The following is a 15,676-nucleotide window of genomic DNA, read 5'->3' on the forward strand; positions in this document are numbered from 1 at the left end:
GGGAATTCCACAACGAGAAAATACATGCCAAAAATCAAATATTAAAAATCAGAAACACTGCGACTCAATCCACCTGCTGACCAAGCGCTGTGGAAGCAAAGTCGTAGGCAACTCACATCGACTTACCCGCCAAGTGCCCCAGGCCTTCACCTGCCAGCATGGCCAGTTGTTTGAAGGCTTGATAACTGGCTTCATCGAGTTGATTGGTGGTTGAACGCCGATCGGCATAGAGCAAACCAACCGGCTTGTTGTGGACAAAGATGGACATCACGAAGAAATCACCATTGCCAATACATTGCCGCATGGCAGCAGGCAGCATTGGCTCAAGCTGGGCTTGATTGGCAGAGGAAAGCCACACACCGGATGTCTTCTGCATCAGCTTGTACAGCAGATGTGGCTGATCCAGATCGAATGCAAAACGTGCGAGCGGCTCTTGGTTGGTAGCACCGATCACGTATCGCGCCTTGACTTGCCGCTGCCCCCCCGCCATCAGCGCAAATACCACGCGCGCCAGGCCGATACCATCGTGCATGCCTCGAATCACCAACCCCATCATTTCATTGAAGGTCAGCGTCCCATCCAGATGGCTGCGGATCTGCTTCACCACCTCTTCATAAATGGCCTTGGATGGTTTGATCGGCTCGGCAACCGCCTGGGAGGGAACGTTGGGTGGTGGTATTGGCGCAGCAGCCGGTGTGGGTGGAACACCCCTTGCAGGCTGCGGGCGTGGCCACGCACCGGGGAGCATCGGCAGCCAATTGGCGGGCGTTGGGCACTGTGGATAAGGCCAAGTGCGGGCCAAGGCCAGCAAGACCCGCTGGATTCGGGCCAGCACCTGATCGGGCTCGATTTTCAGCATGCCCGCCACCATGGCCAGATCATCAGGCAAGGCTGGGTGCTGCCAGCCTGCTTCAATGTGTCTGACAAGCAGGCAGGCGCATTGCACGACACTTGCCCGCAGGTTGGCGCGCTGCTTGACATCATTCAGCTCCGTCAACAAGGCGGGCAACGACCATTTGGCAAACAATGCTTGATTCAATGCTGTCAGCGTACAGCCGAGTTTTTCCTGTTGCAGCTTCGGGTCATCGAGTGGCGCATCGAACCAGGGCTGCCATCCCTTCTGGACGGCTGGCTCATGGTGCAACATCAGGCAGCCAGCAAGGTTGTGCAACAAAGCAGCCACTTCGACCTCGTCAGGTTTCACATCGACACGTGCAACCGACCAGTCAAATGCCAACTCCGCAGCCATGCGGCAGCGCAAGATCTGCTGCAATACCTGTGCCATGGCCGCTGGCTGCTGCCCATAGCGCTGTTCAATCGTCGGCAGCTGCCCCATCTGCTCGACAAACCGGCGTGTGCCAAGCAGGGCCACGGCAGCCTCCAGGCTGACCACCTCGGCAGCCACGCCGCTTTTACGTCGATTATTGACTGCCCGCAGCAGATGCGCAGCCAGCATCGGGTCTTGCGCCGCGAGCTTGGCCAGCTGATTGGGCGATACCCGGTCGATCTGATCCTTCAGGCGTTGTATGGTTTGCGCGGTCGCCCCCATGATCGGCGTGGAGACCGTGTGCCAGCGAGCGACCCATCCTGCTGCATCCAAGGTTCCCGTCATGGCTCACCGGTACCAGATCAACAAGCGGGAACGATGCCAGTCACCGGTTTCGATGACCTGATCCGGCGTCACGTCGGGCACATCAAAGCTGTTACTGATGAACATGCTGCCGGGGCGCATCTCGGCCTCCACCTTTTGCCACACCTGCGCCATTGGCGCGGGCGACAGGTATGCATACACAATGTCATAGCGCGACCAGTCCAGCTGATTGAAATCCTGCTGCAACCATTGCGCTGGGCTGGCCAGCCATCTCAACCGGCAGCGCCCGATCAGCCAGGGCAGCCAGGCACGCTCAACACCCGCACACCGCCAATCAGGTCGGGCCTGCTGCACTTGATTCAACACACCGCCCAGGCCCGCACCGACATCCAGGAACTGCAAAGCGGGCTGTGTGGGTAAAACCGTCAACAGCTGCTGGCAGGTGGTCTGGCTGCTGAGAAACAAGGGCACCCGGCTCCCTACCCCGCCCCCATAGACCAATACCAATACAGCAAAGATCAAGGCAGGTAGCCAGGCAGGCCATTGCCAAGACAGCATGAGCCACAGCAGCGGCCAGAAAGCGGCCTGAATCCCCCACCACCAGCTGGGCAGGCCCACACGATGGCTGGCCAGGGCGGACCAGCCGCCTTGAAAAAGCGCCATGCTCAGCCACGACGGTGCGCCTCCCAGCCACGCCATCAGCCAGATGGATATCCAGGTCAGCGGAAAAACCAACACCTGCAGCACAAGCGCCTGGATACTGACCGGCACCCTCCCCCACCAATGCATGCGTGACAGACTCAATGACATGGCCGCCTTAATGCCCAGGTGGCTGCTTATCAGCCGGTTCGTTGGCGAATTTGGCAGCCGGTGTCTCGCCCTCCGCACCGGGCTTGTTGGCATCGACAAATGCCTTGGCCTCCATCACCTTGCCGCTTTCCCGCACGATATTCTGTTCTGTCTCAGCATTCAGCACAGTGATGCTGATACGGCGATTGATGGGGTTGTAGATGTCCGCCGTATCAAACGGTGTGGCCGCCGCCAAACCTACCACCCGGATGATCTTGTCGTCCTTGATGCCCCCGGCAATCAGCTCGCGACGGGAAGCATTGGCCCGGTCAGCAGACAACTCCCAGTTACTGTAGCCACGATCCCCGCCCGAGAACGGTGTGGCATCGGTGTGGCCAGACAGGCTGATACGATTGGGCACCTCGTTCAACAACGCTGCAATCTCGTGGATGATCTCTGCAGCGTAGGATTTCATATCCGCCGAGCCAGAATCGAACATCGGCCTGTTTTTCTCATCGACAATCTGAATCCGCAACCCTTCGGCAGTCATGTCGATCAATAACTGATTTTTGAATTGCTTCAACGAATCTTTTTTCTCGACCAGCTTCTCAACCCGCTGCTTTAAATCCTGCAGCATCTGGGCCTCGCGCTTGGCGCGATCGGTATTCACGTTCATTGCGCGCTGCCGGGGCAGGTCGCCGCGTTTGACTTGACCTGATGTCCGGCTCAGGTCTTCGCCCCCACCCGGCACCAGGCTGGTGGCGTCCCCCGAGCCCGAGCCGCCAGACAAGGCAACTTTCAGCGGGTTCTTGAAATAGTCGGCAATGCCTTTCAAGTCACCCTTGGCCGTGGAGCCCAACAGCCACATCAACAGAAAGAACGCCATCATCGCTGTCACGAAGTCAGCGTAGGCGATTTTCCAAGCCCCGCCATGGTGGCCCCCGCCACCCTTTTTGATCTTCTTGACGATAATGGGCCGTTGCGAATCATCGCTCATGCGTTACCCCCGGTTGCATGGCCAGCTGGCTTATTTTCCTTTGGCATTTTTCACGTGCTCTTCCAGCTCTTTGAAGCTTGGGCGATCGACTGCATCCATGGCTTTGCGGCCAAACTCCACCGCCACCTGTGGTGCGTAGCCATTCAGGCTGGCCAACAGAATGGTTTTGATGGTCACATAAACCCGGGTGGATTCGTTCGCCTTGATTTCGAGCACCTTGGCCAAGGGCCCCACAAAACCATAGGCCAGCAAAATACCCAGAAACGTTCCGACCAGTGCATGGGCGATCAGAATGCCCAACTCCGCCGGAGGCAGGCCCACGTTCTCCATGGTGTGTACCACACCCATCACCGCCGCCACGATACCGAATGCGGGCAAACCATCCGCCAAGGTGGTGATTGCGTGGGAAGGCTCCAGCTCTTCATGGTGATGGCCCTCGATTTCGATATCCATCAGGTTTTCGATCTCAAAGGCATTCAGATTGCCCCCCACCATCAACCGTAAATAATCTGCGATGAAATCGGTGACATGGTGATCATGCACGATCGACGGGTATTTCGAGAATATCGGGCTACCCTCTGGGTTCTCCACATCACCTTCGATCGACATCAGCCCCTCTTTGCGCACTTTTGACAACAGCTCGAAATGCAGCGCAAACAGATCCATATAGAAGGCTTTGTTGAATGGTGACCCTTTGAAAATCTTGGGTAGCGCTTTCATTGTCAATTTCAGCGGTTTTCCACCGTAAGCCACGATGAATGCGCCAATCGCGCCACCAAAGATCATGACGACCTCCAGTGGCTGCCACAAACCAGCCAAATGACCACCTGCGGCCGCATAACCACCAAAAATCATGGCGCACGCCACCACATAACCGATGATGACAAACATGTGAGTGAATTCCTCTTGATGTCGGGCCGGCCTCAAGCGGGCCACGAACAAGCCGCATCAGCTTCTATGATTAAACCATCAGCCGCAGCTTGTCCAGCCGGAAATCATTACCTGTAGCCGCATCAGGTCTTTTGAGACAGCCATCGGCGGGCTGTTGGGACGGCGGAAATGGGGCAGCCGAGTCACCCATTGCCACCCGATGTCAGGTGCCTAGATGGCCGGCTGATCTCCATGTGATCAGAACAGACTGCCTTGCGCCTGACCCAGCACGGCTTTGACCGGCGCATAGCTGCGACGGTGGACGGGGCTGGCACCATGCAGCTGCAAGGCCGCCATATGGGCCGGGGTGGGGTAGCCCTTGTGCTGGTCGAAACCATATTGCGGATAAGACGCGTGCAGAGCCAGGCATTCCGCATCGCGGGCTGTCTTGGCCAGTATGGATGCTGCCGAGATCTCAGCCACCAAGGCATCGCCTTTGATGATGGCCCGAGCAGGCCAGGACAACTTGGGTGTCCGGTTGCCATCCACTTGCACCTCGTCAGGCGTCACATTGGCCGCCACCTGCATCACCGCCCGTTGCATGGCCAGCATAGTGGCCTGTAGGATATTGAGCTGATCGATCTCAGCCACATCGGCCTTGGCGATCGCCCAAGCCAGTGCCTGGGATTTGATCTGTATCGCCAGCGCATCACGTTTGGCTTCAGTCAGTTTTTTGGAATCCGCCAGACCAACGATGCCATGATCCGGCCCCAAGATGACTGCCGCAGCATACACCGCACCAGCCAGTGGCCCGCGGCCTGCCTCGTCCACACCACAAATCAACATGATCAGGCCTCAATGCGCATGCGGCAGGTAGGCGGCAATCGCCTCGGCGGCGCGCTCCGCCGTCCCCTGTCGCAAGGTCAGGTGGATATCCATGAACTTGGCCTGCAAGCCATCAACGACCCGATTGTGGTCCAGCATATTGGTCAGGGCCTGGGCCAGATTGGCTGGCGTGGCATCATCCTGCAGAATCTCCGGCACCACGAAATCACCCGCCAACACATTGGGCAGACCAATGTAAGGGAGGTACTTGCGATGCCACATCAACCGGTAGGTCAGCGGTGACACCTTGTAGGTGATGACCATGGGCCGCTTCAGCAACGCGGTTTCCAGCGTGGCTGTGCCAGAGGCCACCAGGGCAACATCAGCAGCAATCAATGCATCGTGCGCATGGCCGAACATGATGCGCAATGGCAATGCCTGCGCCTGTAGGCGATAAAGGGTTGCCTCGAACAAAGCGCGGGTTTCACGGCTGACCAATGGCACCAGGAACAACACATTTGGCACCTGCTCCGAAAGCAATTTGGCAGTGTTGATGTAGGTTTCCGCCAGCGCAGCCACTTCGCTCTGCCGGCTGCCCGGCAGCAGGGCAATCACACGGCAGGCCAGCGGGATATCCAGCTGCTCGCGCATGGCGGCCAGGTCGGGCACCAGGGGCATTTCATCCGCCAACGGGTGCCCCACATAGGTCACCGGGATGCCCGCTTGTTGATACAGCGGCGGCTCCATCGGAAACAGCGCCAGCATGTGCGATACGCAGGCCTTGATCTTTTTGATACGCTCACCCCGCCAAGCCCAGATCGATGGGCTGACGTAGTGGATAGTAGTCACACCCTTGGCTTTCAGCGTGCGCTCCAAGCCAAGATTGAAATCCGGCGCATCGATGCCGATGAATACATGGGGGCGATCCGCCAGCAGCTGATCAGTCAGGTCACGCCGAATCCGCAGGATGGCACGCAGGTTTTTCAAGACCTCGACATAGCCATTGACGGCCAGCGTTTCCATCGGAAACACACTCTTGAGCCCGACCCCCTGCATTTTCGGCCCGCCGATGCCAACAAATTCCGCATCGGGGAAACGGGCTTTCAACGCACGGATGAGGTGGGAACCCAGCAAATCACCCGACGCCTCGCCCGCCACCATGGCGATTTTGATGCGCGACTGCGCGGCAAACAATTGGTCAGCCATTTATCGGATGATGCCCCGCTCGGAGCCCATGATGAAATCCAGAAACAATTGAACCGCCGGCTCGCCCCGGGCCATCTCTGCAAGCTGCATCTTGGCCTCATCCAGCGATAACCCCTGGCGATACAACACCTTATAGGCGCGCTTGATGGCCATGATCGATTCCGCGCTGAAGCCACGACGCTTCAGGCCCTCAGAGTTGATACCGTGCGGCCCTGCTCGGTTGCCCGCTGCAGTGATATAGGGTGGAACATCCTGCGTGACAGCAGCAGTGAACGCAGTCATGGCATGCGCCCCGATCTTGCAGAACTGATGCACGCTGGTGAACCCACCGAGAAACACCCAGTCCCCCACGTGCACATGCCCTGCCAGGGTGGTGTTATTGGCAAGAATGGTTCTGTCACCGATCTGGCAATCATGTGCAATGTGGACATAGGCCATGATCCAGTTATCCGACCCGATACGAGTGACGCCACCATCTTGCACCGTGCCCAGATTGAAGGTGCAGAATTCACGAATGGTATTGCGATCACCGATCTCCAGGCGCGTGGGCTCGCCTGCGTATTTTTTGTCCTGCGGAGCCGCTCCCAGCGAGGCAAATTGGAAGATATGGTTGTCACACCCAATGCTGGTATGGCCTTCGATGACCACATGGGGGCCGATTTCAGTACCCTCACCGATCGAGACATGCGGGCCGATCACGCTATACGCGCCGATCTTGACGCCCTCGCCAATCTGCGCACCGTGTTCGACAATTGCGGTTGGATGAATCAATGTACTCATTTAGCAAACTTCCCTGCCTGCAACCATGATGTCGGCCTCAGCAGCCAATTGGTCGCCCACTTTGGCTTTGGCTGTGAATTTCCAGATACCACGCGCCTGCCGCACCAACTCGACTTCGAATATCAGCTGATCCCCTGCGGACACAGGCACTTTGAAACGGGCATTGTCGATACCCGCGAAGTAATAGATCGTATTCCGCTGGCGCTCCTCACCAACTGTCTGATAGGCCAGCAAACCCGCTGCCTGTGCCATGGCCTCGATGATCAGCACGCCGGGCATCACGGGCAACTCGGGAAAGTGCCCGGTAAAAAATGGCTCATTGATGGTGACGTTTTTCAGTGCGATGACTTTTTTGCCCGGCTCACATTCCAGCACCCGATCCACCAGCAAAAACGGGTAACGGTGCGGCAAGGCTTTCATGATCTGGTTGATATCCATGCTGCTCATTGCTGTCATTCCTCATTTTTATGTTTCAGCTGACGCTCCAGCGCCTTGATACGGGTCGCCAGAGTATCCAGATGGCGGATATGGGCCGCATTCTTCAACCACTCGTCACGGGCTGCAATAGGGTAGCTACCCGCATAGGCACCGGGCTTGGTGATGGATTTGCTGACCAATGCCCCACCCGCAATATGTGTCTTGTCGCAGACCTCGATATGACCGACGAACATGGCCGCGCCACCCACCGTGCAATAGGCCCCGATGCGGGTCGATCCGGCGATCCCCACACAAGCGGCAATAGCAGTATGTTTGCCGATCACGCAGTTGTGGGCGATCTGGATCTGGTTGTCGAGCTTGGCCCCCTCCTCGATGACGGTATCCGCCATCGCACCACGGTCGATCGTGGTGTTGGCGCCAATCTCGACATCATCACCAATCACGACACGCCCGATCTGGGGAATCTTGAACCAATCCTGCCCTGTCCAGGCCAACCCGAAACCATCCGCACCGATGACCGCTCCGCTATGAATGCCGCAACGTTGCCCGATCACACACCCATGATAGATGGTCACATTGGCGTAAATACGGCTTTCAGCGCCAATGGCAACGCCATCGCCAATCACCGCACCAGCCATGATCTCCACCTCATCCCCCAATACCACATCATCGCCGATCACGGCATTGGGCCCAATCGCCACATTGGCTCCCAGCCTGGCACTGGTCGACACGGATGCGCTGGGGTGGATGCCAGCAGGCAGGCGCTTGGGCGGGTTCAGGCGTGACGACACCTGCGCAAAGTAGAGGTAAGGGTCTTTCGCCACGATACGAGGCTTGTCGGTCGCATCGGCAGCAGAGATCGGTACGATCACCGCAGCGGCTTGCGTCTCAGCCAATTGTTGTCGGTACTTGGGGCTGGCCATGAAGGCCAGCGAGGTAGGGTCGGCCTGATCCAGGGGAGCAACCTGGGAGATGACGATATCGTCACCGACCAGCTCGCCACCGAACAGGGCAACCAATTCACTCAGGCGGAAGGATTGAGTAGGCATGTTCGATACTCTGAGATGTCAAACGCCGGTAGAACCGGCGTTTGAAAAGCTGAAGGATGCCGATGGAAACCGTCAGGGAAAACCAGCCTGGTGCCATCAGCAGAAGGACACACGCCGACTTACTTGTCGCTCAGCGCCTTCAACACCTTATCGGTGATATCGATCCGTGGGCTCATGTACACCGCTTCCTGCAGGATCAGATCGAATTTCTCACTCTCCGCCAGTTGCTGGATCACGCGATTCGCCCGCTCTTGAATCGCCGCCATCTCCTGGCTGGAGCGCATGTTCTGATCTTCGCGGAATTCACGCTGCTTACGCTGCAGGTCACGATTCAGGTTTTCCAGATCACGCTCTTTATTACGGCGATCCGATTCCTTCATCGTCAGCCCATCTTTTTCCAGCGCAACCTGCATATCACGCGCTTTCTTGTTCAAATCCTGCAGCTCTTGCAGCCTGGGTTGGAATTCCTTTTCAAGCTGCTTCTGAGCACGCTGAGCTGGCGCTGCTTCGCGGAAAATCCGTTCGGTGTTCACAAAACCGATTTTGGTATCAGCCGCGGCCACACCCGCCAGCATCAACGCCACCGCACCGGCCAACACAACACGTTTCTTCAATTTCATTCTCCCTGCAATTCGATAGATCAGAATAGTGTACCAAGCTGAATCTGGAAGCGCTCAACCTTATCATTATCCTTGGGATTGAAGGGTTTCGCCATACTCAGTTTCAACGGACCGACTGGTGATACCCAGGCCAAGCCTACCCCAGCAGAATAACGCAGGTCGCCCAATGACATCTTTTGACCTGCTGTCCATACCGAGCCTGCATCGGCAAACAGGCTGAGGCGGGCTGATTTGTCACCCTTCATGCCTGGAATCGGGAACAACAGCTCAGCATTCGCCAACGCCTTGCGGTTTCCCCCTTCTGGGTCACCAGTACAACCCGTTGCCTGGCTCTCGCCAGCCAGACAGATTTTCGTACCCAGCGTACCGTTTGCATAGCCCCGCACCGAGCCAATCCCCCCGGCATACAGATTTTTGAAGAATGGCAATGGCTTACCACCATAGCCATTCGCATAACCCAATTCTGTATTCAACATGAAGGTAAAGGTCTTGCTGATTGGGTAGAACCATTGGTTCTGAGCATTCAGCGTGTAATACTTCAAATCGCCGCCAGGCATGGCATACAGCCCATCGATACGGCGCAATGAGCCACGTGTCGGGTACAGCGCACTGTCGCGTCCGTCCCGCACCCAACCCACTGTCGCAGGCAGTGTGACGTATCGGCTGCCAAATTGATTGACGAAGTCGATGTACCGCTGCGAAGCACCGCTCAACAAGGTCAATTCACTGCGATCCACGCCCACGCTGAAATTCAGCGCATCATACTCTGTCAACGGCAGACCAAAACGCATGCTGCCGCCCATGCCGGCTGTATTGTATTGGCCAAGCGACAGTTGATTCGGGTCGGTCTTGCGATAATACAGGTCAAAACCACGGCTCACGCCATCTGGGGTGTAGTAGGGATCGGCATAGGACAGTGAATACAGTTTGCTGGCCTTGTTGGTATTGAAGCCCAACGCCAGGTATTTGCCACTGCCAAATATGTTGGATTGCGAGATCGAAGCCTGGAATGTGACACCCGACCCCTTGGCAAAGCCCACGCCCGCCATGACGTTCCCGGTCGGCTTCTCTTTCACCGTCACATTCACGTCCACTTGGTCTGGACTATCAGCCACCTGCGGCGTTTCGATATTGGCGTCTTCGAAATAACCCAGTAGGTCAATCCGCTCCTTGGAACGGCGGATCTTCGCGCCGTTATACCAAGCCCCTTCGATCTGCCGCATCTCACGCCTCACCACCTCATCGCGGGTCTTGGTGTTGCCGGTGATATTGATATTGCGGACATAGACTCGGCGCCCCGGATCCACAAAGAAGGTGAACGCGACTGTCTGCTTTTCACGATCCAACTCGGGCACCGCATTCACATTGGCGAATGCATAGCCATCATTACCAAGCCGTTCGCTGATGGCCGTCGTGCTTTCATTGACCAACTCACGCGAGAAGACATCACCAGACTTGACGCGAATCAGCTTACGGATATCCTCCTCTGCCACCAGCAATTCCCCACCAACCCGGATATCACTGACCGTATATTTACGGCCCTCAGTGAGGTTGATGGTCAAATAGATCTTCTTCTTGTCCGGGCTGATGGAAACCACCGTCGAATCGACATTGAATTCCAGATAACCACGGTTTAGATAGAAGCTACGTAGGTTTTCCAGGTCGCCAGATAATTTCTGCTTGGAATACTGATTGTCTTTGGTGAACCAGGACAGCCATCCCCCAGTGGATTGTGAGAACAAGTCCAGCAGCTCGCCCTCTTTGAACGCCTGATTGCCAACGATATTGATCTGGCTGATGGTTGCCACCACCCCTTCAGAAATATCGAAATTGATAGCGACCCGGTTGCGCTCCAGCGGGGTCACCGTGGGCTTGATCTCAACCGAATACTTACCCCGGCCAAAATACTGGCGTTTCAATTCCTGAATGGCTTGATCAAGCAAGGAACGATCAAAGATGCGGGACTCAGCCAAGCCGTTGTCTTTCAACGCCTTCTTGAGCTGATCCTTGTCAAAATCCTTCGCACCTTCGATATTGATCTGGAAAATGGTCGGTCGCTCATCGACATCGACAATCAGGACGCCGTTATCCGCTTCCAACCGGACATCCTGAAAAAAGCCGGTGGCATATAAGGCTTTGATCGACGTAGCAGCTTTTTCATCGTCCAGCTTGTCACCCACCTTGACTGGCAGATAGTTGAACACCGTACCCGGCTCGGTACGTTGCACTCCCTCCACCCGAATTTCTTTGATGACAAACGGCTCTATGGCGTGGGCACTGCCCGCGAAAAGCGCGGCAACAGCCAGCGCAACGGTCTTTATTCTCATTAGATTAGCCCGCGAACAAGCGGTTGATGTCGTTATAAAAAGCGAGAAGCATCATGCTGAGCAATAGCGCCAAGCCAACCCGCTGGCCAGTTTCGACCACGCGGTCCGAGACCTGGCGGCCCCTGATAAGCTCGGCGGTATAATACATCAAATGCCCGCCGTCCAATAAGGGAATTGGCAGGAGATTCAGCACGCCCAAACTGATACTGACCCACGCCAGAAACTCAATGAAAGTACTCACGCCCAATTTGGCAGCCTGCCCTGCATAATCCGCAATGGTGACCGGCCCGCTCAGATTCTTGACCGAGAGGTCCCCAGTCAGCATTTTCCAGAACATGCGCAGGCTCATGATCACATTCTGCCCTGTCTTGCCTGCAGCACGGGCCAATGCCTCCACCGGGCCATAGCTGACTTCAACAGAAAGTGCCTTCATTGCCAAGCGGTCAGGCTCGGGAGCAACGCCAATCTTGCCGACCACACGCCCGTTTTCCCTCGAAACATCCGGCAGGATAGTGGCCTCACGCACCTCGCCCTTTCGGACATAGGAAATCTGTAGCGGTTCCGCAGGGCTCTGGCGAATTTTATCAACCAGCTGGCTCCAACTCGTCACCGACTGCCCAGCAAGCCGCACGATTCGATCCCCAACCTGCAGGCCCGCTTTGGCAGCCGCTCCCGTGGACAAGACATTGGCTAGGATGGTGGTTTGCCTGATCAACGTCAAACCTGTTGTGTGCATGACATCCTTATCCAGATCCGCTTTATCGAGCCCCGAGAAATCCAGCACCCGGAGCATCCGTCCATGCTGAGCCGTGCGCACCTCGAAAGTGGCCTCCTCACGATCCACAGCGATGTTCATCACCGCCAAGCGGACATCCTGCCAGGTTTCAACTGCTTTTCCATTGATGGTGACGATTTCCTCACCTGATTTGAAGCCTGCGCTGGCAGCTGGTGAGCTGGGCGCAATATCGCCAAGTATGGGTTTCATTTCAGGCACGCCTGTCATCAGCAATACCCAAAAGAGCACGATGGCCAGCAATAGATTGGCTACAGGCCCCGCCACCACTACCAATATCCGCTTCCAGACCGGCTGCCTGTTGAATGCCCTTGGCAGATCGACGGCGTCAACGGGACCTTCTGTTTCGTCCAGCATCTTGACATAGCCGCCCAGCGGAATGGCCGAAATCGCCCATTCTGTCTGATCCACTCCACGTCGGGTGATCCAGACTGGTTTGCCAAATCCAATGGAAAATCGAAGCACCTTGATGCCACAGCGACGGGCCACCCAATAATGACCCAATTCATGAAATGTGATCAGAATGCCCAGCACGACGATGAATGCCAGCAGTGTGTGCAAGATTTGCATGAGTTGACCCGTTGTTCAGCAGCGTAAAGGTGATTGGGTCAGATTACGGCAGTTTTGTTCACTGCTCAAGCAAACTGACGAACGACTCGTTCAGCAACAAGTCTCGCTTGCCCATCGATTTCAAGCAGGGCTTCAATGGTATCGACCTCTGGCGCGGCGACTTGGCACAGGGTTGTCTCCACCACTGCCGCGATCCGGTCAAAACGCAACGCATGATCTAGAAAGGATGCCACCGCTATCTCATTGGCTGCATTCAAGACCGCAGCAGCCGTGCCGCCTTGCTTCAGCGCATCGAAAGCCAACCGGAGACAAGGGAATCGTGAGAAGTCAGGGCGCTCGAACTGTAGGGTTGCAATGGCTGCCAAATCCAGACGAGGCACCCCGGCCTGAATCCGATCAGGGTAGGCCAGCGCATGAGCAATCGGCGTGCGCATGTCTGGATTGCCCAGTTGCGCGAGTACCGAGCCATCAACATAGGAAACGAGTGAATGGATCACACTCTGCGGGTGGATGACCACGTCAATACGCTCGGCTGGCGCATTGAATAGCCAATGGGCCTCAATCACCTCAAGCCCTTTATTCATCATGGTCGCAGAATCTACCGAGATCTTGCGCCCCATGACCCAGTTGGGGTGGGCGCAGGCCTGTTCTGGTGTTACATGGATCAACTCTGCGATAGGTGTGCAGCGAAAAGGCCCGCCAGATGCGGTCAGGAGGATGCGGTCCACGCCGGATTGATCAAGCTGACCATCGAAATGAGCTGGCATCGCCTGAAAAATGGCATTGTGCTCACTGTCGATCGGCAGCAAGGTGGCCCCATGTTCATGAACAGCATCCATGAACAGTTGGCCCGCCATGACCAGCGTCTCTTTGTTGGCCAGCAGAATTCGTTTACCCGCACGCGCCGCCGCCAATGTTGGACGAAGACCAGCCGCACCTACGATCGCCGCCATCACCGAGTCGACCTCAGGTAAGGCTGCCAATGTCTCCTGGGCACTCTCGCCGGCCAGCACCGTTGTTGAACAACCTGCTTCGCGCAAGCGGCTTTTCAGCACAGCTGCCGATTGCGCATCGACCATTGCGGCAAAACTGGGCTTGAAGGCCAGACACTGTTCGACCATGCGATCGACATTTGAATGGGCAGTCAGCGCAAGCACTTCAAAACGGTCGGGATGCCGAGCAACCACATCCAATGTGTTGACGCCGATTGTTCCCGTAGAGCCCAGCACCGCGAGCCGCTGCATTGTAGACATATGCCCCCCGACTTAGCGCAATAAGGGCAATAAAACAAATATCGCGCTACTGACTGGCAATACCGCCAGTTGACTATCAATTCGATCCAGAATGCCGCCGTGCCCAGGCAATAATTGGCTGCTATCCTTCACGCCTGCCTGCCGCTTGAACAAGGACTCCAGCAAATCCCCCATGATGGAGAGCGCAGTCAGCAACCAGATGGCAGGAATCATGGCATAACCACCCAGCTGAGAACCCAAGGGCGACTGCACCAACAGCACGCCATAGATCGTGACCCCGACAAATGCACCGACGACCCCCTCCCAGCTTTTGCCAGGGCTGATGGTAGGCGCCAATTTGTGTTTGCCAAAGGCCTTACCCGAGAAATAGGCCGCTGTATCCGCAACCCATGCAATCATCAATACCGCCAGCAATAACCAGGGGCCATTCTGTTGCTCATGCCATTGCACCATGGCCAACCAACTGCTCAGCAACAGCAGCCAACCAACCGTCGGTGCAGATTTGAGCTTGGCAAGCGGCCATTTCCAATGCAGCCAGCCGGGCACCAATATGCACCAGAACAACAGAATCGGCAGTGCGATCGCCAAATGGATGCGGGTCAACCCGCCCCAGAAGAGCATGACACCACCACCCAGCAGTACAGTAACTGCCGCATACAACCAAGTCTTTGGTGCGTGCCAACCGCATAGGCGCGCCCACTCCCACGCCCCCAGTGTGCAGATGAACAGAGCAAATGAACCCCAAGCCATGCCAGACAAACCAAACAATGCGGCCAGCACGATGGGCAGTAAAACCAATGCGGTCAGTACACGTGTTTTAAGCATTGGAAAGCTGTTCGCTGGTTCGACCGAACCGGCGTTCTCGGGATTGGTAGGAGGAAATGGCTTGTTTCAAGACATCCAGATTGAAATCTGGCCAGAGCACATCCGTGAAGTACAGCTCGGAATAGGCAAGCTGCCAAAGCAGGAAATTGCTGATCCGCTGCTCACCACCGGTGCGGATGAACAAGTCCGGCTCCGGCGCATATGACATGGCCAGATAAGGCGACAACGCCTCCTCGGTCACCTCACATTGACCGCCGCGTGTGGCAAGCAGGGCATTCGTAGCCTGTAGAATGTCCCACCGACCACCATAATCTGCCGCAATGGTCAGCGTGAGCCCCGTGTTATGCGCTGTTTTGTCCTGAGAAGCCTGGATCATCTCGGCAAGCTGCGGCTCAAATCGATCCAGCCGCCCAATGATTTTCAAACGGATGTTATTGTCAGACATCCGCTCTACCTCACGCTCCATGGCCTTGATGAACAGTTGCATCAAAAACGAGACTTCATCTGCTGGCCGACGCCAGTTCTCGCTAGAGAAAGCAAACAAGGTCAGGTAGTCGACCTTCAGCTCGATACAGGCCCGAACCATTTCGCGAACGGTTTCGAGCCCTTTCTTGTGGCCGGCCACACGCGGCAGAAAGCGCTTCTTCGCCCAGCGCCCATTGCCATCCATGATCATGGCAATGTGGCGCGGAACTTGTACAGCCTCGGGAATGGCCGCTGTTGAGCTGATAAAACTAGGCACG

At 56.4% G+C, this 15,676-nt stretch carries 15 protein-coding genes; all 15 read right to left on the reverse strand.

What is annotated here, in order from left to right:
• Positions 1–112: 112 nt before the first annotated feature.
• Positions 113–1,612, reverse strand: coding sequence for an HDOD domain-containing protein (locus HNQ59_RS13895; RefSeq protein WP_184040595.1), 1,500 nt, complete (start codon positions 1,610–1,612; stop codon positions 113–115).
• Between the two features lie 3 nt (positions 1,613–1,615).
• The gene (locus HNQ59_RS13900; protein ID WP_184040598.1) at positions 1,616–2,401 is read right to left on the reverse strand and encodes a class I SAM-dependent methyltransferase; all 786 of its coding nucleotides are present in this window, start codon (positions 2,399–2,401) and stop codon (positions 1,616–1,618) included.
• A gap of 7 nt (positions 2,402–2,408) precedes the next feature.
• On the reverse strand, positions 2,409–3,377 hold the full coding sequence (motB, locus tag HNQ59_RS13905; RefSeq protein WP_184040601.1) for a flagellar motor protein MotB: 969 nt from the start codon (positions 3,375–3,377) through the stop codon (positions 2,409–2,411).
• Positions 3,378–3,407: 30 nt separating this feature from the next.
• Complete coding sequence (gene motA / locus HNQ59_RS13910) at positions 3,408–4,268, reverse strand: flagellar motor stator protein MotA (RefSeq protein WP_184040604.1); 861 nt, start codon at positions 4,266–4,268, stop codon at positions 3,408–3,410.
• Positions 4,269–4,505: 237 nt separating this feature from the next.
• The gene (gene rnhB, locus HNQ59_RS13915; protein ID WP_184040607.1) at positions 4,506–5,093 is read right to left on the reverse strand and encodes a ribonuclease HII; all 588 of its coding nucleotides are present in this window, start codon (positions 5,091–5,093) and stop codon (positions 4,506–4,508) included.
• A 9-nt stretch (positions 5,094–5,102) separates the two neighbouring features.
• Complete coding sequence (gene lpxB, locus HNQ59_RS13920) at positions 5,103–6,278, reverse strand: lipid-A-disaccharide synthase (protein WP_184040610.1); 1,176 nt, start codon at positions 6,276–6,278, stop codon at positions 5,103–5,105.
• On the reverse strand, positions 6,279–7,058 hold the full coding sequence (gene lpxA, locus HNQ59_RS13925) for an acyl-ACP--UDP-N-acetylglucosamine O-acyltransferase (RefSeq protein ID WP_184040613.1): 780 nt from the start codon (positions 7,056–7,058) through the stop codon (positions 6,279–6,281).
• Positions 7,059–7,505, reverse strand: coding sequence for a 3-hydroxyacyl-ACP dehydratase FabZ (fabZ, locus tag HNQ59_RS13930; RefSeq protein WP_184040617.1), 447 nt, complete (start codon positions 7,503–7,505; stop codon positions 7,059–7,061). It abuts the gene before it with no gap.
• Between the two features lie 5 nt (positions 7,506–7,510).
• Positions 7,511–8,545: a UDP-3-O-(3-hydroxymyristoyl)glucosamine N-acyltransferase gene (gene lpxD, locus HNQ59_RS13935; protein WP_184040620.1), complete on the reverse strand. Its 1,035-nt coding sequence runs from the start codon at positions 8,543–8,545 to the stop codon at positions 7,511–7,513.
• Between the two features lie 119 nt (positions 8,546–8,664).
• Positions 8,665–9,165: an OmpH/Skp family outer membrane protein gene (locus tag HNQ59_RS13940; RefSeq protein ID WP_184040623.1), complete on the reverse strand. Its 501-nt coding sequence runs from the start codon at positions 9,163–9,165 to the stop codon at positions 8,665–8,667.
• A gap of 20 nt (positions 9,166–9,185) precedes the next feature.
• Positions 9,186–11,492, reverse strand: a complete 2,307-nt coding sequence (bamA, locus tag HNQ59_RS13945) for an outer membrane protein assembly factor BamA (RefSeq protein ID WP_184040626.1) — start codon at positions 11,490–11,492, stop codon at positions 9,186–9,188.
• 4 nt (positions 11,493–11,496) lie between these two features.
• The gene (rseP, locus tag HNQ59_RS13950) at positions 11,497–12,855 is read right to left on the reverse strand and encodes an RIP metalloprotease RseP (RefSeq protein WP_184040629.1); all 1,359 of its coding nucleotides are present in this window, start codon (positions 12,853–12,855) and stop codon (positions 11,497–11,499) included.
• 65 nt (positions 12,856–12,920) lie between these two features.
• Positions 12,921–14,099 (reverse strand): 1-deoxy-D-xylulose-5-phosphate reductoisomerase, encoded by a 1,179-nt coding sequence (gene ispC, locus HNQ59_RS13955; RefSeq protein ID WP_184040817.1) that lies wholly within the window; start codon positions 14,097–14,099, stop codon positions 12,921–12,923.
• Between the two features lie 21 nt (positions 14,100–14,120).
• Positions 14,121–14,933: a phosphatidate cytidylyltransferase gene (locus HNQ59_RS13960; RefSeq protein WP_184040632.1), complete on the reverse strand. Its 813-nt coding sequence runs from the start codon at positions 14,931–14,933 to the stop codon at positions 14,121–14,123.
• Positions 14,926–15,675, reverse strand: a complete 750-nt coding sequence (gene uppS, locus HNQ59_RS13965) for an undecaprenyl pyrophosphate synthase (RefSeq protein ID WP_184040635.1) — start codon at positions 15,673–15,675, stop codon at positions 14,926–14,928. Before uppS ends, HNQ59_RS13960 begins: the two co-directional genes overlap by 8 nt.
• Position 15,676: the final 1 nt, after the last annotated feature.

It is taken from the genome of Chitinivorax tropicus (assembly GCF_014202905.1).
GTDB classification, from domain to species: Bacteria; Pseudomonadota; Gammaproteobacteria; order Burkholderiales; family SCOH01; genus Chitinivorax; species Chitinivorax tropicus.